The organism is Streptomyces sp. S.PB5, assembly GCF_030403745.1.
Lineage (GTDB): Bacteria > Actinomycetota > Actinomycetes > Streptomycetales > Streptomycetaceae > Streptomyces.
The window spans coordinates 87,073-108,178 of the sequence record NZ_JAQMWP010000020.1; the positions used below are offsets into that span (position 1 = coordinate 87,073).

Annotated in this window: 20 protein-coding genes and 1 pseudogene; 8 read left to right on the forward strand and 13 right to left on the reverse strand. The window is 71.0% G+C overall.

Annotation, left to right across the window (positions count from 1 at the left end; all coding sequences use genetic code 11):
* Window positions 1–33: 33 nt before the first annotated feature.
* The 4 genes from PH203_RS39485 to PH203_RS39500 form a co-directional block, all read right to left on the reverse strand.
* Window positions 34–501 carry a hypothetical protein gene (locus PH203_RS39485; RefSeq protein ID WP_289926676.1) on the reverse strand — a complete coding sequence of 156 codons (468 nt, stop codon included), beginning with the start codon at window positions 499–501 and terminating at the stop codon, window positions 34–36.
* Window positions 502–627: 126 nt separating this feature from the next.
* Window positions 628–1,401 carry a polysaccharide deacetylase family protein gene (locus tag PH203_RS39490; RefSeq protein WP_289926677.1) on the reverse strand — a complete coding sequence of 258 codons (774 nt, stop codon included), beginning with the start codon at window positions 1,399–1,401 and terminating at the stop codon, window positions 628–630.
* Between the two features lie 438 nt (window positions 1,402–1,839).
* Window positions 1,840–3,588: an NAD(P)/FAD-dependent oxidoreductase gene (locus PH203_RS39495; protein WP_289926678.1), complete on the reverse strand. Its 1,749-nt coding sequence runs from the start codon at window positions 3,586–3,588 to the stop codon at window positions 1,840–1,842.
* Entirely contained in the window at window positions 3,585–5,366 is a 1,782-nt protein-coding gene (locus PH203_RS39500; RefSeq protein ID WP_289926679.1) for a non-ribosomal peptide synthetase, read from the reverse strand. Before PH203_RS39500 ends, PH203_RS39495 begins: the two co-directional genes overlap by 4 nt.
* 506 nt (window positions 5,367–5,872) lie before the next feature.
* On the opposite strand from PH203_RS39500, the gene PH203_RS39505 reads away from it, so the two are divergent.
* Together PH203_RS39505 and PH203_RS39510 are read left to right on the forward strand one after the other, a co-directional pair.
* Window positions 5,873–6,667, forward strand: a complete 795-nt coding sequence (locus PH203_RS39505; RefSeq protein ID WP_289926680.1) for a serine/threonine protein kinase — start codon at window positions 5,873–5,875, stop codon at window positions 6,665–6,667.
* On the forward strand, window positions 6,664–8,205 hold the full coding sequence (locus tag PH203_RS39510) for a serine/threonine-protein kinase (RefSeq protein WP_289926682.1): 1,542 nt from the start codon (window positions 6,664–6,666) through the stop codon (window positions 8,203–8,205). Before PH203_RS39505 ends, PH203_RS39510 begins: the two co-directional genes overlap by 4 nt.
* Before the next feature lie 28 nt (window positions 8,206–8,233).
* Here the strand turns inward: PH203_RS39510 and PH203_RS39515 are convergent, their stop codons facing one another.
* The 3 genes from PH203_RS39515 to PH203_RS39525 all read right to left on the reverse strand — a co-directional run bounded on the left by PH203_RS39515 (window position 8,234) and on the right by PH203_RS39525 (window position 10,715).
* Window positions 8,234–9,382 carry a hypothetical protein gene (locus PH203_RS39515; RefSeq protein WP_289926834.1) on the reverse strand — a complete coding sequence of 383 codons (1,149 nt, stop codon included), beginning with the start codon at window positions 9,380–9,382 and terminating at the stop codon, window positions 8,234–8,236.
* Between the two features lie 37 nt (window positions 9,383–9,419).
* On the reverse strand, window positions 9,420–9,602 hold the full coding sequence (locus tag PH203_RS39520; protein WP_289926683.1) for a hypothetical protein: 183 nt from the start codon (window positions 9,600–9,602) through the stop codon (window positions 9,420–9,422).
* 129 nt (window positions 9,603–9,731) lie between these two features.
* Entirely contained in the window at window positions 9,732–10,715 is a 984-nt protein-coding gene (locus tag PH203_RS39525; protein ID WP_289926684.1) for a winged helix-turn-helix domain-containing protein, read from the reverse strand.
* 451 nt (window positions 10,716–11,166) lie between these two features.
* Between PH203_RS39525 and PH203_RS39530 the strand changes: the two genes are divergently transcribed.
* Both PH203_RS39530 and PH203_RS39535 read left to right on the forward strand, forming a co-directional pair.
* A complete protein-coding gene (locus PH203_RS39530) occupies window positions 11,167–12,273 on the forward strand; it encodes a serine hydrolase domain-containing protein (RefSeq protein ID WP_354671298.1) in 1,107 nt (368 codons plus the stop codon).
* A 266-nt stretch (window positions 12,274–12,539) separates the two neighbouring features.
* Entirely contained in the window at window positions 12,540–13,886 is a 1,347-nt protein-coding gene (locus PH203_RS39535) for an NlpC/P60 family protein (protein WP_289926686.1), read from the forward strand.
* Between the two features lie 15 nt (window positions 13,887–13,901).
* On the opposite strand, the gene PH203_RS39540 is transcribed toward PH203_RS39535, so the two are convergent.
* Both PH203_RS39540 and PH203_RS39545 read right to left on the reverse strand, forming a co-directional pair.
* The gene (locus PH203_RS39540; RefSeq protein WP_289926688.1) at window positions 13,902–14,390 is read right to left on the reverse strand and encodes a carboxymuconolactone decarboxylase family protein; all 489 of its coding nucleotides are present in this window, start codon (window positions 14,388–14,390) and stop codon (window positions 13,902–13,904) included.
* A gap of 2 nt (window positions 14,391–14,392) precedes the next feature.
* A complete protein-coding gene (locus PH203_RS39545) occupies window positions 14,393–15,469 on the reverse strand; it encodes a dihydrodipicolinate reductase (protein ID WP_289926690.1) in 1,077 nt (358 codons plus the stop codon).
* Window positions 15,470–15,602: 133 nt separating this feature from the next.
* Between PH203_RS39545 and rpmG the strand changes: the two genes are divergently transcribed.
* Both rpmG and PH203_RS39555 read left to right on the forward strand, forming a co-directional pair.
* Entirely contained in the window at window positions 15,603–15,767 is a 165-nt protein-coding gene (gene rpmG, locus PH203_RS39550; protein ID WP_289926692.1) for a 50S ribosomal protein L33, read from the forward strand.
* 44 nt (window positions 15,768–15,811) lie between these two features.
* Entirely contained in the window at window positions 15,812–16,072 is a 261-nt protein-coding gene (locus PH203_RS39555) for a type B 50S ribosomal protein L31 (RefSeq protein WP_289926694.1), read from the forward strand.
* A gap of 153 nt (window positions 16,073–16,225) precedes the next feature.
* On the opposite strand, the gene PH203_RS39560 is transcribed toward PH203_RS39555, so the two are convergent.
* The gene (locus PH203_RS39560; protein ID WP_289926696.1) at window positions 16,226–16,918 is read right to left on the reverse strand and encodes a GNAT family N-acetyltransferase; all 693 of its coding nucleotides are present in this window, start codon (window positions 16,916–16,918) and stop codon (window positions 16,226–16,228) included.
* Between the two features lie 194 nt (window positions 16,919–17,112).
* On the opposite strand from PH203_RS39560, the gene PH203_RS39565 reads away from it, so the two are divergent.
* Window positions 17,113–17,688 carry a hypothetical protein gene (locus PH203_RS39565; RefSeq protein ID WP_289926698.1) on the forward strand — a complete coding sequence of 192 codons (576 nt, stop codon included), beginning with the start codon at window positions 17,113–17,115 and terminating at the stop codon, window positions 17,686–17,688.
* Between the two features lie 25 nt (window positions 17,689–17,713).
* Here PH203_RS39565 and PH203_RS39570 read toward each other — a convergent pair.
* Window positions 17,714–18,155: pseudogene (locus tag PH203_RS39570) on the reverse strand (MBL fold metallo-hydrolase).
* A 194-nt stretch (window positions 18,156–18,349) separates the two neighbouring features.
* On the opposite strand from PH203_RS39570, the gene PH203_RS39575 reads away from it, so the two are divergent.
* Window positions 18,350–18,799, forward strand: a complete 450-nt coding sequence (locus tag PH203_RS39575; protein WP_289926700.1) for a hypothetical protein — start codon at window positions 18,350–18,352, stop codon at window positions 18,797–18,799.
* Window positions 18,800–18,846: 47 nt separating this feature from the next.
* On the opposite strand, the gene PH203_RS39580 is transcribed toward PH203_RS39575, so the two are convergent.
* Window positions 18,847–19,458, reverse strand: coding sequence for a 3'-5' exonuclease (locus PH203_RS39580; RefSeq protein ID WP_289926701.1), 612 nt, complete (start codon window positions 19,456–19,458; stop codon window positions 18,847–18,849).
* Between the two features lie 88 nt (window positions 19,459–19,546).
* Window positions 19,547–21,106, reverse strand: a complete 1,560-nt coding sequence (locus PH203_RS39585; RefSeq protein ID WP_289926702.1) for a mucoidy inhibitor MuiA family protein — start codon at window positions 21,104–21,106, stop codon at window positions 19,547–19,549.

Below are 21,106 nucleotides of genomic sequence, written 5' to 3' on the forward strand. Positions count from 1 at the left end.
CGTTGAGGCGGCGGTGTCGGTGACGGGCGGCCCTCAGTCCCAGAGGGGATAGGACACGGTCTGCGAGAACTGCTCTGGGCGGCTGTCGGCGTACTCGAGGGTGATCCGGGAGTAGCGCGAGAGCCCGGGCCGCTTCTTCCAGGGCTGCGGATCGTCGAGCCGCACGGTCACCGGGTACGCGTGGAAACGGCCGGCAGCGCAGTACGGCTTGCAGTCGTTGACCCAGTTCACCCCCTCGGCCCGCGCCGTCTCCGCATCCCACCGGGACCAGGACAGCGAGGCGAGCCGGCTGTTGCCGTCACCGCAGGCGAGCATGAAGTCCGACGGACGCACGTGCGGATGCCACAGGCAGTCGACCAGGACCGGAAGACCGGTGCGCTGCTGAGGGCTGTGCTCGGTGGGTGCCGGAGCCGGCCGGGTCACGGGCGCCGTGCCCGCGGCGGTGGCGAGGACGGCGACGGCGCAGAGCGTGCCCAGCGTGGTGAGTGCGCGTATGTGCATGGCCGTTCCCCGCTGCCGCTCGCCGACGGATGTCCCGTTCCCGACGCTACGACCGGGGCCCGGAACGCACCACTCGAACGGAGCAGTGAATCGCTGACCGGGCCCTGGTCCTCTCGCGGCCGGGGCTCAACGCACGGGGAAGCCGAAGGAGTAGCCCTGCGCCTTGAGCGAGGGCAGGATCCGGCGCAGCGCCTCGACGGTCTGGGAGCGGTCGCCGCCGGCGTCGTGGAACAGCAGCGTCGGCCCGTTGGGCAGCTCCCGCTCGACGGTGGCGACGATGGCGTCGGCACCCGGCCGCTCGAAGTCCTTGGTGTCCACGTTCCAGCCCAGCGGGCGCATGCCTCGCGAGGCGGCGAGCTTGCGGCTGTGCGGGGTGAAGGCGCCGCCGGGGGCCCGGTAGTACATCGGCCGTACGCCCCCCGACGCCTCGGTGATCATCCGTTCGGCGTCGAGGATCTGCTGCGACTGATAGGTCTGGGACCGGGTGTCCATGGTGGTGTCGTGCGACACCGAGTGGTCGCACAGCCGGTGTCCGGCCGCGACCACCTGCTTCACGAGGTCCGGGTGGGCCTGCGCCTGCGTTCCCACCATGCAGAACGTGGCCTTCACGCCGTACTCCCGCAGTACGTCGAGGACCTGAGGCGTCCACACGGGGTCGGGGCCGTCGTCGATGGTGATGTTGACGCCGTGCGCCCCCGCGTCGGAGGCGTGCACGATGCTCACCGCGACCGGCTTCACCTCGGCGCCCGGCGTCGCGGAACTCTCCGCCCGCGGCGACGAACCGCCCACGTCGCCGGCCTGCGCCGTCCACGCCGAGGCGCCGGCGGCCAGCACCGTCACCCCGAGAGCCGCCCCGGCGACCTTGCCGTACCAGCCCCGCCCGTCGCCGTGTCTTCCCATGCCCGCCCCACTCTCGCGCAGTTCCTCGCCGGTCCTTGGTCATCTCGCGACCAACAGGCAGGACGAGGGAACGTGACCATGGGATGCGTCCGTTACGGATCACGGACAATTCTGGGGGAGTTCCCGGACAACTCCCCGCGGCTGACCACTCCCTCCAGGTGACGAACCTGGGAGTGCGTGGGCCGTCCGTGACGACGAGCCCGAGGGGTTGTCCCGCAAGTCCTGCGCGTGCGCCCGCTCTGGGAGCGCCCGTTCCTGTGCGGTGGACAGCCGCTCCTGAGCTTCGAGCGTGGCGCGTGTGTTCTCCCGCTGTGCGCGCAGGGAGAGCAGCGTCGTCACCAGGCGTCGCGGCGACCGCCAACGCCGCGACGCCTGTGGACGCAAGGCTCACCATGATCTGGGAGCCCATGACCGTCAGTCCTCGGAGCCCACGGTTGGTCAGGGTGCGGTGCGGAACAACGCCCTCATCTCCGCGTCGAGTTCCTTCAGCGTCTCCGGGCGAGGCTTGCTCCTGGGCGTGAACAGACCGTCCCGCTCCCATCGTTCGGGGTCGAGGCTCATCGCCGCGACGTTCAGCCAGCCGTGCTCGCGGACCTCCTCGGCGTGCTCGGGCAGGACGTCCTCCAGAGCCATGTGGAAGATGACGTGGGCCAGTTCCTCGATGCGGTCGAGGCCGTCACGGATGCTGGCCAGCGTGGCCGTGAACGGCTGGGGCTCGGCGCCCGGCAGGTTCTGGACGAAGAGGCGGGTGAGGGTGGGGACGTCCTCGATGTAGTCGAGGAAGTCGAGGGTGAACGTGCCGCGGTAGCGGGCGGACCAGTCGGAGAAGAGCCGCATGATGCTGTTCTGGGTCGCCACGGCCTGGGCGCCCAGGCCGCTGATCGCCGTGCTGGCCGCCTTGTTGAGGAAGGTCCGCTGGTAGTACTGCGGGTCGGAGAAGGCCCATCCGACGTAGTAGTCCCACAGCGTCTTGAGCGCCATGATCACGGGCCGGTGGTGGAAGGGGTAGGACAGCTGGATGTTGTTGGTCAGCCCCTCCGCCAGGGACAGGAACCAGCGGTTGGCGTAGTCGACGAAGTCGCCGTCGAGCCGTCCCTCAGCGTCGTCGCCCACCATCTTCGTGACGAACCCGTTGGCGTAGGCGATCAGGTTGGACCCGACCGAGTAGTAGGGGTCGGCGAAGACGGCCGCCTCGCCGATGCACGCCCACCGGTCGCCGGAGAAGACCTGCTGCGAGGAGTGGCTGTAGTCGCGCAGGACCCGGAAGTCGAGCACGGACATTTCACGCATCGGGGCGTCGAGCGCGGGCAGCCGCTCGGCCACGAAGTCGAGGGCCTTGTCGATCCGGTTCATGGACCCGATCGGGTGCAGATGGTCGGCGACCACGATGCCCACGCTGGTGTGGTCGGGGGCCAGGGGAATGAGCCACACCCAACCGCCTTCGAACATCAGGTGGTTCGTCGAGTGCCACCGAGGTCCGATCACCCGGTCGTGCCAGTCCGTACGGTCCCGTCCGACGGCCTCGTCGATGTCGAGACGGCCGTCCAGGCGGAACCAGACGGAGTTGTGCCGCCGGGGGTACCGCTTCTCCAGCCCGAGCTTGCGCTGGATGATGCGGCGCCGGCCGGTCGCGTCGATGGTCCAGCGGCAGGTGATGGTGCGCGTCGCCCCGCTCTCGTCGCCCTCGGTCCGGTACACGACGCGATGCGGTGCGCCGGACTCCCCGAGGAGGATGTCCTCCACGAAGACGCCTTCGACGAGCTCGGCCCCCGCCTCGACGGCGACCTTGCGCAGATGCTCCTCCAGCGTTCCCCGGTTGAGCTGGTAGGACTTGGCCGGGAGGAACTGGGAGACGCCGAACTCGCTCTCGTCGGGGAAGTCCGGCGTCCCGCCGTAGAAGTAGCGCAGTCCGAGCTTCTCCAGATGCTCGCTCTCCAGGTAGTCGCGCAGCCCGATGTCCTCGGCGAAGTAGTGGGCGCCGACCTCGACGGTGGACTCGCCGACCTTGAACGCCGACACCGGCAGAGGCGTCGTACTGCGCTCGCACACGAGCACGGTCTGCTGGGGGTGGGCGTCCCTGAGCTGCTTGGCCAGGCACAACCCGGCCAGGCCGCCACCGGCGATGACGACGTCGTAGTCCACCGGCGGGAACGCCGGAGGGGTGTCAGGTGTCTCGATCGCGGTCATGCCACGCTCCCTTGTTGCTGTTCGATCAGCTCTGCCATCCGGCGGAGACTGAATCCGCCGTACACGTCGGTCAGGTCGATCCGGACGCCCGTCTCCTTCTCGGCCGCCTCCAGGAGCGACATCAGCGTGAGCGAGTCCCCGCCGAGCTCGAACAGGCTCGCCTCGGGAGTGATGGCCGCGTGCGGCAGCAGCTCGCGCCACAGGGCCAGCAGCGGGGCCTCGGTGGAGGAGAGGCCGGTCGACGACGGTCCGCTCCGCGGGAGGGTCTCCTCGTACAGTGCCAGCAGGGCCCGCTGGTCGACCTTCCCGTTCCGGGTGAGGGGCAGCTCGCCGACCGGGAGGACCGCGGCGGGCACCATGTGGGCCGGCAGCCGGTCCCGGGCGGCGGTGCGTACGCGCTCCGCGTCGCCGGCGGCAGGGCCGACCACGAAGGCCAGAAGCCGCGGCGGCTCTCCGGGGGCGAGGATCACGAACGCCTCGTCCACGGCCGGGTCGTCCGTCAGCCGCTGGGCCACGTGCTCGAGTTCGACCCGGCGTCCGCGGATCTTCACCTGGCGGTCCCGGCGTCCGACGAACTGGAGGGCGCCGTTGTCGTGGACCCGTACGAAGTCCCCCGAGCGGTAGAACCGCCGCCGTTCTCCGGCCGCGGGGACGCCCTCGACGAACTTCTCGGCGGTCAGCTCGGGATCGCCGAGGTAGCCGCGGGCCAGCCGGGGTCCGCCCAGCAGGAGTTCGCCCGTGCCACCGGGACCGACGGGCGCACCGTGCTCGTCCATGACCAGCGTGTACGTGTTGTCGATGGCCGAGCCGATGAGCACCTCGGTGTCGGAGGCGCGCAGAGGGTGGACGGTCGAGCACACCGCGTTCTCGGACGGCCCGTACTCGTTGTAGAGCTGGACGTGCGGGAAACGGTCGTAGTGCTGGGCGACGAGTTCGGTGCCGAATCCCTCCCCGGCCACCGTGACCGACTGCAGGGACGCCGGAGCCTCGCCGGTCACGCCGTCCAGCAGGCGCCGGTAGAGCGCGGGGGTGATGAGGAAGTGCGATATGCCGCGGTTCTCGATCAGTTCGAGCAGATGGGGCCGGTCGGTGACCCGCTCGTTGGACACGAGGACCAGACGCGATCCCGAGGTGAGGGCGCAGAAGATGTCCGCGACGGAGCTGTCGAAGAACGGCCTTGGGATCGCCAGCGTCGCCCGACCGGGCCCGAAGCCGTAGTAGCGGTTGCGCCAGATCACCGTGTCGACGATGGCGCGATGCTCGACCGCGACGGCCTTGGGCCGGCCGGTGCTGCCGGACGTATGCATCACATACGCGAGATCCGACGGGCCGGCCGCCGGTTCGAGGCCGTCGGCGGGTGCTTCGAGGCCGTCACCCATCACGTCGACGATGAACACCCCGCCGCCGAAGAACGCCAGCCCCGACGCACACGACGAGTCGATCACCGCGGCGACCGCTCCCGAGACATCCAGTGCCGCCTGCACGGCCGCCGGCGGATGGTCCGGGTCCAACGGGACGTAGGCCCCACCGGCCTTGAGGATCGCGAGCATGGCCGTGACGGCGCCGATCGGGTCCCGCACGACCACGGCGACGCGGTCGTCCGGCCGCACGTCGAACTCGGTGCGCAGATGGTGCGCGATCCCGTCGGCGCGGCGGTCGAGTTCACCGTAGGTGACGCGGACGCCGTCGAGTTCGAGCGCGATGCCACCCGGCACTTCGCGTACGCGTTCCTCGAAAAGCCCGTGCAACGTCGTCGAGCGTTGGAACGTTCCCTGCATGCCCCCTCCTTGGGAGATTCCCGACCGGCCGGCGCTCCGCCCGGGGGCGGTCCAGACAGGCGGACATGTCCATGGTCTTCTTGGACGTCTCGACTTCTGGTGGGGCCGGAGTCGAATGCCGGTGCCGTCAGGGACGGGAACGGGACGAAGCCCGACGGGGACGGGACGGAGTTTGCGGATCGGAATGGATTCGGGATGCCGGGAACCGAGGTGATTCGCCGATCGTCATAGTGGGCGTGCCTCGTGCTCTCACCCCTGGATTCGGCCCGCTCGCGGTGCCCGGCTTGGACATCGATGTCATCCGTGCGGCTTTTGACCGGAAGTCGGCCCGCTCCGGCGGCCGTTGCCTTGACGCCCCCTCGGCGTCGACCGGACGGGGCGGGCCGGACGAGGCGGCGAAGCGGCAACCGTGACCGGGACACGACCTGCCCGCGGCGGAGCCACCGCGCCGGCGGTGACCGGAGCCGCCTCTGCGATCCAGATGACCACATCGGGGGAAATTCGGTATGGAAACGATCATTGTGCAACCGCCCGGGCCGTCACGGCCGGGTGAAGTCGACGCGGCCGGGCCCGAGTTGCTGCGCATGGGGCCGGGCGACGTGGCCGATTTCGGGCGCGGTCTGCCCGGCGGCCGGGACATCCCCATCGTCCTGCCCGACCCCGGGATCTCCCGGCGTGCGGGCCGGCTGGAGGCGGCCGAGGACTACTGGCGGCTGTCGAACTTCAGCCGGGACACCGCGTACGCGGTCGAGAACCTGGAGGGCGCCGGCGAGTACATCACCGTCGCGCCCGGACGGCTCGGCGCGCCGGTGCCCTTCGAGTTCTCGCGGGTCGTCCTGCCCGCTCTGTCCGGGACCGTCGAGTTCAAGGTGTTCGCCCCGCAGCACGCCTACCTCGACGAGCGGTCCGCGCCCGGCGCCGGTGAGCTGACCGTGCACCCTTACGCGCTCGATGCGACCGCGAAGTACTTCCTGGTGCTGGTGGCGCTGTGCGAGCCGCGGCTGCGCGATCCCTCGGACGGCGCACTGCCGGGCGCCGGGGACATCGCGGAGCGGCTCCGCCCACTGGAGAGCTGCCGTGGCCTGACCCGTTCCGCGGTGAACTACCACATCGACTACCTGGCCTTCGCCAAACTGCGCCTCGACGTCGGCGACGAGCCCGGTGCGGACGGCAACGCCCGCACCGGCGCCAAGCGCGCCCGGCTGGCCTCCCTCGCCCTGCGCTTCGGCCTGGTGCGCGAGGAACATCTCGCCCTGTTGCCGTCCCGCAGACGGCCCGTCCCGCAGGAGAACGAAGCGTGAGCACGTCAGGCGCCGGAGAGGGCGCCCTCGAACCGCCGCGGCTGCCGGCGGGTTTCCGTATCGACGCCTGGGAGTTGGGCGCCGTCATCGGTTCGGGCGGCTGGGGGACCGTGTACGAGGCCCGTGCGGTCGCCGACGGCACGATCGCGGCGGTGAAGGTGCTGCCGACCGGCGCCCTGGCACCCGGTCAGCGGGCCGCGCTCGGTGAACTGGTCGCGCGCGAGGTGCGGTTCAGCGCCGAGGCCGACCACCCCCACCTCGTACGGACGCATGCCGTGTGCACGGTGGACGCGCCCGACCTGCCCGCGCTGGACGGGGCGATCGCGCTCGTCATGGACCGTGCCGAGGCCAGTCTGCGGCAGGTGCTGGACGCCGCCGGGACGGGCGGCCCGATCCCGGACGCCGTACGGGTCCTGCGCGGCGTCGCCGACGGGCTCGCCCATATGCACGGCGCCGGCTGGGTGCACGGCGACCTCAAACCCGCCAATGTGCTGCTGGGCGCGGACGACGCCGTCTGGCTGGCCGACTTCGGCCTGGCCACCGAACTCGACGGCACCCACGCCTATGTGCCGCCGCTCGGCACCCTGGACCACGTACCGCCCGAGTGGTGGTCCCAGCGCACCGGAGCCGACGGGACGATGGTGCGGCCGACCGCCGACATCTGGGCCTTCGGCGTCCTGGCCCACCAGGTCCTCACCGGCGGGCTCCACCCGTTCCCCGGCGCCACCGCACGCGCCCGCTCGCTCGCCGCCCAGGCCTACGCCCGCGGCACCACGCCCCTGCGTCTGGACGCCGGACTCGACGAGGACTGGCGCCGGCTCATCGGCGACTGTCTGGCACCCGACCACGCAGGCCGCCTGCGCCACACCGCCGAGAGCCTGTCCGTCCGGATCGAACAGCTGGCGAGCCCGCGGCGCCGGCGCGGCCTGCTGCCGGTCGCCGCCGTGGCGCTCGCCGCGGTCTCGGCGGCCGCAATCGGCGGGGCCGCGCTGCTCGGAGGCGGCGGAGCCGACGACGAGGACGACAAGGGGCGCGGCACCGCGGCCGTCGTCACCGGCGCGCACAGTCCGGCCGCCGGGGAGATCCCGGAGGACTCCGATGTCCCCGAAGCCCTGCGGCCGCTCATCGTGAAGGCCGCCCACCGCTGCACCGATGCCGAGGTCACCCCCGCGTTCCTCGCCGCCATGCTCAAGGCCGAGAGCGGGTTCGACGTCAACGCCTCCCGCCCGGAGACCGAGGAGTACGGCATCGCCATGTGGACGCCGGCGGTCTTCCGGGCCTGGGCGGTCGACGGCGACGGCGACGGCGACAAGGACTACATGTCGCCCCCGGACGCGATCTCCACGATGTCGCTGTACGTGTGCTGGCTCGACCAGCAGTTCAAGAAGAAGAACATGCCCGCCAAGGATCTCCCCGCCCTGATGGCGGCCGGCTACCGCACGAGCGACCGCACGGTCATCACGGAGGGCGGCGTCCCCGAACGCGTCCGTCCACACGTCGACAAGGTGCTCCGCTACCTCGCCGCCTACGAGCGGTGAGATAGCGGAGCCGTTCGGCGAAGGAGGTTCAGCAGTCCTTGACGTCCGGCATCTTGTTGCCGGGCGAGCTGATGTAGATGTTGGAGATCCAGCCGTTGTACTGAGGCAGGTACGCCCACCACTCATTGCTGTAGGGCGGTACGTTGACCTGCTCGCCCTTGGCCTGGCAGCCCACCAGCACCTCGACACCTGCGGGGAGCTGGGTGATGGGTGAGTTGGCGGTGTTCGGGTTGGGGCGGACGTTCACATGGTCGCTCCATGTGCCGTACCACCATCCCGCGGCCCGCGTGGCTCCGGGGACGTTCAGGGAGCGGGTCAGCCGGCCGATGTCCGTGTACGCCTTCCCGTACGACGTACCGACGGGATGCAGCGTGAACACGGCCACGATGGAGCGGTCACCGGTGCCCACGGTGCCCGTGCTGTGCAGCGCGGGCCGGGTCAGGTCCACATCCGCGGCGGCGGCCGGAGCCGAACCGGCCGTCTCGGTCGTGGCCGTGGTGCTCACCGGGCCGCAGGTGCCCTTCTCGAACGAGGATCCGGACCAGCCCTGCTTCACCGCCCAGGGCTTCGAGAACGCCCCGGCGACGCCGAAGTGCTGGTCGAACTTGTCCGAGGCGCAGCGGGTCGACTGCCGCAGGTTGCCCATCACGAAGTCCCGTACCGGGCCGGGTGCGGAGTCCAGGAGGTAGCGGTAGACCGTCACCGTGTCGCGGGCGGAGAGCGCGGTGTAGCCCCAGAAACCCTCGTACCCGGTGGGCGGGCCCGCGGTGTCCTTGAGGCCGAGGCGGCTCACCATGCGGGTGATGATCGCCGAGCCGCCGTGGTCGGACCAGTAGGCGTTGGCCGCGTCGTCGTTGCTGCTGCGCAGCATCGGCTCCAGCCATGCCCGGTCGGCGGCGGGCACGGTGTGGTCCGGGCCCCGGTCCCACAGGTAGTCCAGTGCGAACAGCAGCTTGACGATCGAGGCGGAGCGGAAGCGGGTGCTCGAGTTGAGCTGCTCGGTGAAGGTGCCGGTCTGCCGGTCGAAGACGGCGACCCCGGCGCTGACACCGGCGGGTACTTCGGCGGACGCGGCGGCCGACCGCACGGACTGTCCGGCCGGGGTGCCGGCGTGGGCGGAGCCTGCCACGCCGCCGATCAGCAGCAGTGCGGAGGCGGCGAGGAGGAGTCTGCGCATGGTCATGCCTTTCGCGGTGAGCGCTGAGAAGGGTGACCTAGATGTCGTTCGCGCTCGTGATGCGGACGCTGTCGGTGCCGAGATCGGCGTCCTGGGCGTCGTGCGCCTGCGTGATGCGGACGCTGTCGGTGCCGAGGTCGGCGTTCTGGGCGACGACGATGCCGGTGGTGACCGCGCACAGGGTGGCGGCCGTGGCGAGGGCGGAGCGGAGCAGGCGCATGAGAGCCGTCTCTTCCTGTCTGTGGAGGGTGCCCCGTGACAGAGCCGGGGCCGGTAGGACGACTCGAACCTTAGAAAGAGAAGCGGGGCCGGCGGTCCTGACGAATGTCAGGGGTACGGCCCTGAGGTGTCACCCGGACAACAGGGTGACGAGCGCTTCACCGGTCGCGGTGCGCCGGGCCACCACGTGTTGTCCCCGGCGCTCCCGGGTGAGGAGCCCGGCCGCCTCCAGCTGACCGCAGTGGTAGGTGACGGTCGCGGGTGTGCAGTTGAGGGTGGTGGCCAGAGAGCCCATGGTGCTCGGCCGGGCCAGCTCGCGCAGGATTCCGGCCCGGAGGGAGCCCACCACGAGCTTGAGCGGATCCCGTTCGGTGGTGGCCTCCTGCGCGGCCCACAGCGTGTTGAGCCCCGGCACGGGATAGCCGAACCACACGGCGTCGGAACGGTCGAAGCTGAAGACCGACGCACCGTTGCCCGACACGATGGGCACCAGCACCACACGGCGGGCACCCCGCTCGAAGACCTCGGGGTGCGGGTCGGGCACGTACAGCGTCTGCCCGGTGAAGCGGATCTTGGGACCGAGTCCGGCGAGGACGAGTGGCAGGGCGTTGCTGACGACCGCCACGCCCACGCGCTCGGTCTCCCGGGCCAGCAGCGAGCCGGCCCGCGCCCAGATCGGCCCGAACGCCTCCCATACGGCGCTGAGAATGGCCGCGTACGCCTGGATGAAGGATTTCGGCCGGTCGACGACCGACTGCCATTGCCGCGGGACCGTTCCCCCGAAGTCCGACTCCAGCTCCCGCAGCAGCAGATGGGGCGAGACGTCCGCCAGCCGGTCCAACTGGACGGAGAGATCCGTCTCCCACAGCGGCGCCGTGGGGGTCAGACAGTCGGGGACCATCGAGTACTCGGGGTTGAACAGCGGCCGCAGCACCGCCTCCGCCCCCTCGGGCACCGCCGAGCGCAGCACGCGCCGCCAGGTGGGGTGCACACCCTGGGAACGTCCGCCCAGCGCGTCCGCGACGAGCGACATCAGCGTGACACCGGGCTGCGCCACCACCGACACCGGCACTGTTTCCAGCGGCCCCAGACACAACTCGGAGAACCGGGCCATGAACACCCCCCGTTGACGTACCACCATCCCTTGGGACGCAGAGGTTTCGGCAAAGGTTTCGAACAAGCTGGGCAAAGATGCCCGCCGAGACACGTTTTGAAGCGTCTCGAAATGCTGGGTAGTGTCCGTGACTTCGAACAGACTGTGTTCGACCACCGGGGGACGGCGGCGGCTGACCGACCGCGCACTGCGCCGTGCCCCCGTGCGGAACACGCAAGAGACAAGGCACAGCATGACCGAGGGGGAATCCTTGAACTCCGTCCGCCGAAAGATCACTGGCTTCGGCTCCGCCGCGACACGAGGCCACGACGCGGCGCCGCACAACCGCCGACGCCTGGTCGCCGGCGCCACCCTGGTCGCCGCGCTCGCCGCCGGTGTCCTGCCCGCCGCCGGCGCGCACGCCGCGCCCGCCGCTCCGGGCGCCGCCCGTACGGCCACGCCCGCCCCCGACATGGAAGGCGTGACCGCCGCGCTGAACGCCGCCATGGCCCAGGGCGCACCGGGAGCGATGGCCCGGTTCACCGGCCCCGAGGGCGTCCAGGCGCGGACCCTGGGCGTGCGCGACCGGGAGTCGGGTGCCGCCATGGACATCCGGGCACGCTTCCGCATCGGAAGCGTCAGCAAGACCTTCTCCAGCGTGGTCCTGCTCCAACTGGTACAGGAGGGGAAGCTGGAGCTGGACGCGCCGGTCAACCGCTATCTGCCCGGGCTGCTGCCCGACGACCGGATCACGGTGCGGCACCTGCTGACCCACCGCAGCGGTCTCGCGGACTACACGAACGCGATGTTCGAGCACACCGTGCCCGGCTTCGAGGCCGTGCGCAACCGGGTCTTCAGCTACCAGGAGCTCCTGGACCTCTCGCTGAGCGAGCCCCGCACCACCGAGCCCGGCGTCTCGTACAAGTACTCCAACACCAACTTCGTCGTCGTCGGCATGCTCATCGAGAAGACCACCGGGAAGCCGGTCGCCAAGGAGTACCAGCGCCGCATCATCACCCCGCTGGGGCTGCGCAACACCTCGTACGTGCACCCCGACGTCCACATCGCGGGCCTGCACGTCCACGGTTACCTGCACCCCGACGAGGAGGGTGCTCCGCTCGTGGACTCCACCGAACAGACCGTGTCCTGGGCGCAGTCGGCGGGCGCGGTCATCTCCAGCCCGGCGGATCTGAACACCTTCATGACCGCCCTGATGCGGGGCCGACTGCTGTCGCCGCAGATGCTGGAGGCGATGACCACCGTCACGCCGACCGACGCGACCAACACCCGCTTCTACGGCCTCGGTCTGCGCCGTTACGACCTGTCCTGCGGCACGCAGGTCTACGGCCACACCGGCACCGTGCAGGGCTACTACACCTACGCCTTCGCGACCCGCGACGGCCGGCGCAGCCTCGCGGCGATGGCCAACACCTCGAACAAGGGCTCCGCCAACACGGCCCTCGGTGGCACGCTCGAAGCCGCGTTCTGCGGCAAGAAGCCGGCCGCGAAGTCGTCGTCGTCCGTGCAGCCCAGGTCCTCGATGCTCCCGGCCGAGTCGGACATGCCCGAACACCGCTGAGGCCGGGGCGAGTTCCCGGCCTGGACTGACACCCGCGTCCCTCGGCTCCCGCACGGCGGGGGGCGAGGGACGCGGGTGTGTGGTGGACCGCAGGGCCGTGGCGGGAGGGGGAAGGGAGCGGTGAAGGTCACAGCTGCATATCGGGCATTTACTCCTCCGATCTTCACGGAAAAACCTCAAGTTGGTTAAGTTGGCTCCTAGTTGCACGACCACCTCCGTCAGGCGGGCGGTCCCGTGCACTCTCGTACGAAAGGAGTGCCGTTTCCATGCCGCCGGAACGAACCGCGAGCCCCGGAGTGACCGACCTGCCGGGGGTGAGCGACTCCCTTGCCTCGCTGAGCGAGAGCGAGAGGCCGAGCCGCGACGAGGTCCGGCGCAGGATCGACAGCCTCTACGACCGGGCCGAGAGCGACACCGGCACCTTCAACGCGACCCGCGCGGCAGCGACGCCGCGCCGACGCGACACAGCGGGCCGTGACCGGTCCCAGGCCGACATGGAGCCCGCGATCGGCTCCCTCGCCCGCCAGTGGTTCGACGCCGCCCGCACCAAACTGGGCCCGACCGTCCCGGCACCACGGCAGGAGCGAAGGGCGCCCGTACGTCCCGACCGGGCACCCCAGGCGGCGCGCCCCGCCCGTCCGGCGGAACGTCAGGTGGAACGACCGGCGCAACCCCTCGCCCTCGAAGCACCCGAGGCACCCGGCGGCGACGCACGGCCACGGGAACTGGCCGCCGGACCGGCGCTGTCACCGGACACGGGCCCCGTTCCGCAACTGCCCGCCCTGCCCGCCCTGCCCGCCCTGCCCGCCGTGGCGCCGTCTCCGGCAGAGGTGTCCGAGCGCGACGAGAGTGCCTGGCACACCGGTGCGCAGCAGGTCCTCGGCGGCGACGGTTCGGCGTGGCCGTCGTACCAGCCCGACCCGGAGCCCACCGAGCTCTGGCCGACTGCCGCTTACCTCAACGGGGTTCCCGGCCAGGCGGATCCGGCCGCCGACGGAACGGAGATGTACCCGCCCGTCGGCGCAACGGAGTCGTACCCGCCCGTCGGCGGAACGGACATGTACGGCGCCGACGTGACGAGCGGCGCGACCGCGACGTACCTCACGTTCTCCACCCAGGCCGAAGCCGCGCCGGCAGCCGCCCCGACCGCCCCGATCGCCTTCGCGGCACCCGAAGTTCACCCCACGCCCCTCGCGACGACCCTCGCACCGGCCGCCTACACCGGATCGTGGCCCTCGGCGGACCAGGGTCACACCACCCGGGCCGAGCGGGTGGTCGCCTTCGCCCGCTCTCAGATCGGCCGGCCATGCGTATGGGGCGCGGTCGGGCCGGAGTCGTACGACGCGACCGGTCTCACCCAAGCCGCCTGGAAGGCGGCCGGTGTCATGCTTCCCCGGACCGCCCAGGACCAGTGGGACGTCGGGATGGAGGTCTCGCTCGCGGACGTCCAGGTCGGAGACCTCGTCTTCTTCCACGACGACCTCAGTCACGTCGGCATCTGGAGCGGGGACGGCATGATGATCCACGCCCCGGGCCCGGGAGCGGCCATCCGCGAGGAGTCGGTGTTCTTCGCCGGGCAGTTCGCGATCAAGGGCGCGATCCGTCCGGCCTGACGTTCCCGGCGGTCGTCAGGGACGCTTGACCGACGGCAGTGTGCAGGCCGTGTCGAGACCGAGCACGTGATTGAGGCGCCCGAAAGCCAGCCAGGAGCCGAGGCACATGGTCAGTTCCACGATCTCCGCCTGGCTGTAGTGCGCCTTGATCCGGTCCCAGAAGTCCTCGTCCAGGTGGTGATGGTCGAGGGCGTAGCGCTCGGCGTACTCGGCGGCGAGCCGGGTCCGTTCGTCGAAGGCGTCGGTGGTCCGCCACCGGGTGACCGCGTCGAGGAAGCCCTCCTCGACCTTCTTCCCGTCGCGTTCGGTGCGCCAGTCCAGACAGAACAGACAGCCGTTGATCTGGGCGATGCGCAGGCGTGCGGCCTCGAACTCGCGCAGTGCGAGGGTCGTGTGCTCGTAGACGGCCAAGGAGAATGCGCCGGCCGCCGGGCCGATCCCGGGCACCAGATCGCCCCAGACGTACAGGATGGGGTCGGCGCCCTGGGGGATGTCGATCCGCATGATCACTTCTTTCCCAGTCTGCCCACCGCGGGGCGCAGCGGGACGTCGAGCGCGTCGTGGAGGCCGGGTTCGGCCTCCACGAGCCAGTCGATGGCGTTCACCAGACGGCCGGCCGCCGTCGCGTTGCCGCCGGCGGCCCGGTTGTCTCCCTCGTCCGTGGCTTCGACCGTGACCTCGATGCGGGGACGGCCTTCGACGACGACGCGGTGCGCACCCGCCCCGCCGTCCGGGGGCACCGGCCAGTCCGGGGCGCAGCGGGCATGGATGCGGGTGACGTGCTCGATGACGATGCGGGGCTCGCCCGCGACGATGCCCTGCACCTCGAGCCGCACCGCGCCCTGGGTACCGGCGGCGAACTCGCCCATCGAGTCGGTGGCGACGGACGTGTCGAGGGCGCGCCGTTCCAGGGTCTCCTCGATTCCGTCCAGCTCGGCGCCCAGGGCCCGGGCCATCATGCGCAGCTGTCCGCCCCAGATCATCGTCGGTATGCCTTCGGCGAGCATCAGCGGCTGGTAGTCGAGGGGATGGCCCATACCGATGAGATCGCGGACGGCTTCCTCCTGGTCGTAGGCCGAGTAGTCGAAGATCTCCTGGCAGCGGACCGCGTCGATGTCCGAGCCCAGCCCGCTGACGAGCAGCGGCAGCACGTCATTGGCCCACCCCGGGTCCACCCCCGACACGAACAGCGAGCCGCCCCCGGCCTCGGCGGACTCCAGCAGCACGTCGCGGATCTCGGCAGGCGCGCTCGTGCAGTCGTACATCCCGTACAGGGACGGAGTGACGACCACCGCACCGGCCCGCAGCGCACGGCTGACGTCCTGGAGCGCGCCGTCCGGACGGACGTCCCCGGAGGCCGCGTACACCACGGCCCGGGGAGCCTGGGCGAGCACCCCGTCCACATCGTCCGTGGCCGTCACCCCGAGCCGTCGGCCGAGTCCGCTGAGCTCACCCGCGTCCTTACCGACCTTGGCGGGAGCGGACACCAGCACGGCCACGAGCCGGAGCATCGGATGGGCCACGACAGCCCGGATCGCTGCGCGCCCGACGTTGCCCGTGCCCCAGACCACCGTGGGAATCATGGGCGGAGGGTAACGATGCGCCGCGGAACTTCCCATAGCCGTGCGCAAGGAATGAAGTACGGGGCGGCCGCGTTGACACCACTGCATGACATGACCGAGTCAAAGAGCTCGGTGATGGTGGAAGGAGGACCTCATGGCACGCAGCACCACGCGGCCCGTCGTCACGCTCAGGTCGACCGCCGGTACCGGAGTCACCTACGTGACGCGCAAGAACCGCCTCAACGATCCCGACCGGCTCCTCGTGCGCAAGTACGACCCGGTCGCCGGCGCGCACGTCCTGTTCCGCGAAGAACGCTGACACCCGCCTCGGCAGCCGGCCGAGGCTCTGAAGGAGGCACCACCATGAGGCCCGGCATCCACCCCGTCTCCCGCCCCGTCGTCTTCCGCGACCGCGCGGCGGACTTCCACCTGCTCACCCGCTCCACCGTCGACGCCCACGACACGATCGAATGGACGGACGGCGCGACGTACCCGGTCGTCGACGTCGACATCTCCTCCGCGAGCCACCCGTTCTACACCGGTACCTCGCGCGTCATGGACACCGCGGGCCGGGTGGAGCGCTTCGAGCGCCGCTACGGCCGTACGGCCCCGGTCCGTCGCTGACGGACCCGCCCGCTCGGGGGCCTGCGAGGGCCTGCCCTCGAAGCCCGGCACCCAGTGGCCGGCACCGCACCCGCGGCGCCGGCCACTGCCTTTGCGTCCGGCCCCTTCGACCGCGCCGCGCCGCGAGGCAAGGTCGTGACGGGGGCCGGGGCCTCAGGGCGTGCGGAACCCGCGGAAGGTGACGTGTCTGCGGCCGGCGAAGCCCAGTCGCTCGTACAGGGCGATCGCGGCGGTGTTCTTCTCGGCCACGTGCAGGAAGGGCTGTTCGCCGCGGGCCAGGACGCGTCCGGCGACGGCGTTCACCAGCCGGACGGCGTGGCCCCGGCCGCGGGCTTCGGGGGCCGTGCAGACGGCGCTGATCTCGGTCCATCCCGGCGGCCGGAGCCGTTCGCCGGCCATGGCCACCAGCCGTCCCTCGGCGCGGATGCCGAGGTAGGTGCCGAGTTCGGGGGTGCGCGGCCAGAACGGTCCGGGTTCGGTCCGTGCGACCAGGCCGAGCATCTCGGGCACGTCGGCCGCACCCAGTTCGACCACGCCGTCGACGTCGGCCCGGCCGGGGCGGCCGTCGGGCCAGATCATCTGCCGGCCTTCCAGGACGAAGACGGGCTCCCAGTCCGGCGGCGGAAGCGCCGGGCAGTTGAACATGTCGGCGAACGCGCCGGGACCGAGCAGCTTGGCGAGATCGGCCCAGTCCGCCGGGTCCGCGGCGGGGGACACGGCCGAGAAGGTGGCGACGTCCGGCACGTACGTGGCGGCCCGGCCCAGTCGCCGGGCGAGGTGTGCATGGTGACCGCGCAGCGACTCGCCCACCGGGTCGTCGAGTACGGCGGTGTCGGCGCTCCTCATGGTGTTGTGCCTTTCTCGGACGTTCCCGTGGAACGGGACGTGAATCGACGTCAGCGTGAATTCTGGCGGATGACCTTACGGGGAGGGCCGGATCAGGAGACCGCGCCGTTCCCTGACAGATGTCAGTACGTCGGCCCGGGGCAGGCGGCGTACGTTCTCCCGCGTCGCCTGCGGTCCGTCAGGAAGGTAATCGCATGTCCATGTTGAAGCGCTGTGCGTCGCTGGCCGTCGCAGCCGTGAGTGTGCTGGTGGTGGGCTTGGCGGGACCGGCGTCCGCGGAGACGGCCGGCAGTCGGGCGGCCTTCGGTGAACAGGCCCGCGCCGCAGGCCTCGGCAGCGTCGACGCCAAGGCCCTGCAGGCGAAGGTGGATCGCTATCTCGCCCGCCACGACGGACGGCAGATCGCGGCGAACGAGATCGCCCTGCCCGGCGGTGCCAAGCTGACGGTCACCGTGCCCGGTGAGAAGTACGTGCGTGTGCTGGGCACGTCGGCCGGAAGCCGTGCCGCGGCACAGTGGGAGTGCGACCAGGAGTACTTCTGCATGTACCGCGAGATGCTGGGCATGGGCGACCGGCTCGCCCTGTACTACTGCCAGGACTACGCACTGCAGGACTGGACCGACTACGGCTCCTACTACAACCTCCAGACCCCCGGCACCCAGGCGCGGATGAAGGACCGGAACCGTACCGTCATCGACACCACGCCTCCCGCTCCCTTCGGCCACTCGAGCTATGACTGGACCCCCGTCTGGTTTGTCCGGCCCTGCTGATCCCGCAGGGTGACGCCACCGGGCTTCACCCGGTGCTGGGTTCCCAGACGGAGCAGTCGTGGGCGAAGAGCACTCTGCGCGGGTCGAATTCGAGGAGCCGCTCCAGCCAGGGCCGGTAGGTGGGGAGGGGCGGTTCCAGGTCGTCCAGGGCGGCCCGGGGTGGGGATGATCCACACGCCGGGCCAGAGCTCCGTCTCGCCGCTGATCTCCAGGTAGTCGGCACCGGGGAAGTCGACGAGCTCGTCGATGGTGTGGCCGCCTCGGCGGGCGGTGGCCGGCTCCGTCGTCTGCACCACGATGGGGTTGCCGCTGAACAACGGATTGCCGCCGCAGTGGTCGAAGCGCAGGTGGCAGTTGACCACCAGGGAGATGTCGGCACGGCTGACTCCCGCGGCTGAGAGGGCTGCCTCGAGCGGCCTGCGCCGGGGGCGGTAATGGGTCTCGGTCCCGGGGTCGGCCGCGCCGATGCCCGTTCTGCCGGCAGCAGACCGGGCCGAGCGCTTCGCGGGCCCGGGCCCCTCCCCGGGCCGACCCTGATACATGTCAGGTGTCGCGGACCCGGTGATCGGCCGTACGGTCACCCACGGTGAGCGCGGGACGGCCGGACTGCCGGTCGCCCCGCGCTCGCCTGCCACGCACGCCGACACATGAAAGAGGGCTCATGAGCCGCCGATCACTCAAGACACTGCTGGCCGCCGGGAGCGCCGCCGCGGTGATGGCGCTCCTGCCGACTTCCGCCCACGCCGACTCGTCCTCGGGTGGCAACTACGGGCTTTACGGGAACGAAGGGCAGTACCCGACCACGAACTACTGCACGGGCACCTTCCGGCAGGTCGGAGCCACCAAGTACGCCGACAACATGGCCCTGAAGTACTTCTACTCCGACAAGTGCGGCTCGTACGCCCGCATCGAGAACTCCCGGCAGAACTGCGCGGCTGTGCTGGAGCGGTCCGACAACGGCGTGGGCCGCGCCGACGGCTGGGTCTCCGAGTCCGTCGACCCGGGCATCACGTACGCCTACACGCAGATGGGCAACAACCTCAACGGCCGTGTGTCGCGAGCCCTGCTCGTCTGCGACGGCCACCAGAAGGCCGAGACCGCCTGGTTCTGAGCATCGGCTGCGGTGGGTCGCCGGCTCTTCGGTGACCCACTGTGCGATCAACTCCCGTTCGGCACGGCCGAGGCCGGCACTGTGTCCGTGACCGGCCACGCCTCGCGGCCCAGGAGGTCGAGGACGAGTGCCGCGATGTTCCAGGCGTCGTCCTCGCCGCGATGATGGCGTCCTTCGAGCGGCAGCCCGGCGATCTGCAGAGCCTGGGACATGCCGGGCTTCCTCCGCAGCCCGTAGGCCGCCGCGAACACGGCCTTGGCGTTGGTGTGGGTACGTTCCGTGGGATGGCCGAACGGGTAGGGCACGCCGTCGGCTTGACTCTGTCGGGCGAACTGCCGACGGTCGTACTCACCCCAGCTCGCCCAGGGGCGTTCCCCGGCACCGTGTTCCTCGGCGAGGATCCGGCATGCCTCGGCGAAGGTGACGCCCTGTTCCACCTCGGGCTGTGTCAGGCCGGTCAGTTCGGTGCAGAAGTCGCTCACCACCGACCGGACAGGGCGGACCAGGAGACGGTGCCGGGACAGGCGGCGCCGTGCCGGGACGTCCACGACGGTGAGACCGATCTCGATGATCTCGCTCACGGAGCCGGGCGGCGGCTGCTTCTCCCAGCAGGTGGCTTCCACGTCGATGACGTTCAGCAGGGCGGATTTGTGAGGCATGGGGACGAGGGTAGGGAAGCGTGTCCGTCCCCGGCACCTGGATTTGTATGCATGGGGGCTCCTTGGGCTGGGCTCGGATGGACCAGGCTCAGAGACCGGTGACCTTGCCGCTCGCCGAGAGCTCGTACACGAGGGTGACCGTGCGGCGGCCGTTCGGTTCCAGGGCGATGTCCCAGCGGGCGATGCCCTCGGCGTCGACCGCGTCGGGGGCCGGGGAACAGGCCTCCTTGCGCAGTCTCACCTCCACCGCCGACACCTCGGAGACCGGGATCCGTTCGCGGACCACGACCACCTGCTCACCCTGTTCCCCCGGGGCGGAGAAGCGGGACAGATGCAGACGCACCGTGCGGGTCACGGTGGTGCGCTGGGTCATCGCCCCGGTGTCGCGATGCTCCTCGACATCACGGACCACGCGGTAGTCGTCGTGGCTGCCGAAAGCGAGCTCGAGTGGCGCGCCGGGAGCGGTGAAGTCCACGGTTCCGCGGCCGACGAACCCGCCGGCCCCGACCAGGTCCACCGGGCCCGCCAGCAGTGCGTGACCGGTCGGGTTCTCGCCGCGCACCATGTGGGTGACCAGGGGGGACAGCTCCGGGGCGCAGGTGTACTCGCTGCTCGCGGCCGCGGTCGCCACCGAGAGCGGTACGCGGTGCGCCCGCCCGTCCGCGGGAACGGAGACGGGAGCGGGCGAGTGCAGGACTCGCGTGCGGCCGCCGTCGTCCACTCCTGGCAGGCCGAGCACGGGAGCCGGACCGAGTTCCGCGATCTCCTCCTCGCGCAGTTCGACCGCGACCGTGCGACGCTCCGCGGGAGAGCGGTCGGTCAGCGTCAGCCGGTCCGCTTCGAGACGCGGTGGTTCGCTGGACAGCGCCGAACGGGCCGTCGACAGCGTCAGGCGTACGTCCGACCAGTCCTCGCCGGTGAGTTGCCACACCACCGCGTCGGTCTCCAGGGTGAGCGAGCCTTCGTCGAGCACGGCCCGGTATGCCGGGCGCCACAGCGCACACGCAGTGAGGTGGCTCAGCCGCAGCCGGGCGGGCCCGGCGACGGCGGCCTCGACGGTCAGTTCGACATGCGCGACCAGCTCTGCCGGACGTTCCTCGGCGAGCTCGATGGCGCGCTCGACCTCGTGGAGCTCGCCCGCGAGCACCTTCAGCCGGGCCTCCGTGGCGCGCAGCCGCTCGCCATGGGTGTCGCGCTCCTCGTCGACCCGGTCCAGTTCGGCGCTCCAGCGCGCCGTGTCGCTGTCTCCGTGGCCGGTCCCTTCACCGATCTCCCGGAGCAGGTCGGTGGCGAGACGGCCGAGCAGGTCGAGGCGGGCGCTCAGCCGGTCGCGTCGTCGTTCCAGCGCCGAGCGCTCCTCTCGGATCGCGTGAACGCGCAGCCGCAGAGCCGAGTCGTCGGCGCCGGGCAGCGGGCCCCGCGGCGTCCAGGTGCGGACGATCCGGGCGTCGAGGACGGTCGCCGGGTCCTCGGCGGTCAGCTCGGCGTGGAGAGTTCGGTCGACGGCCAGGGCGCTGACCGGGCCGAGACGCAGCCGCTGAACGCCCGCCCGGAGGTCGAGCATGACGGTGCGTTCGATCTGGGCGCGGTCCTCCAGGCAGGTGACGGCGGAGACGGGAACGGGGAGCGGCTCGAGGTCCGTGGTCAT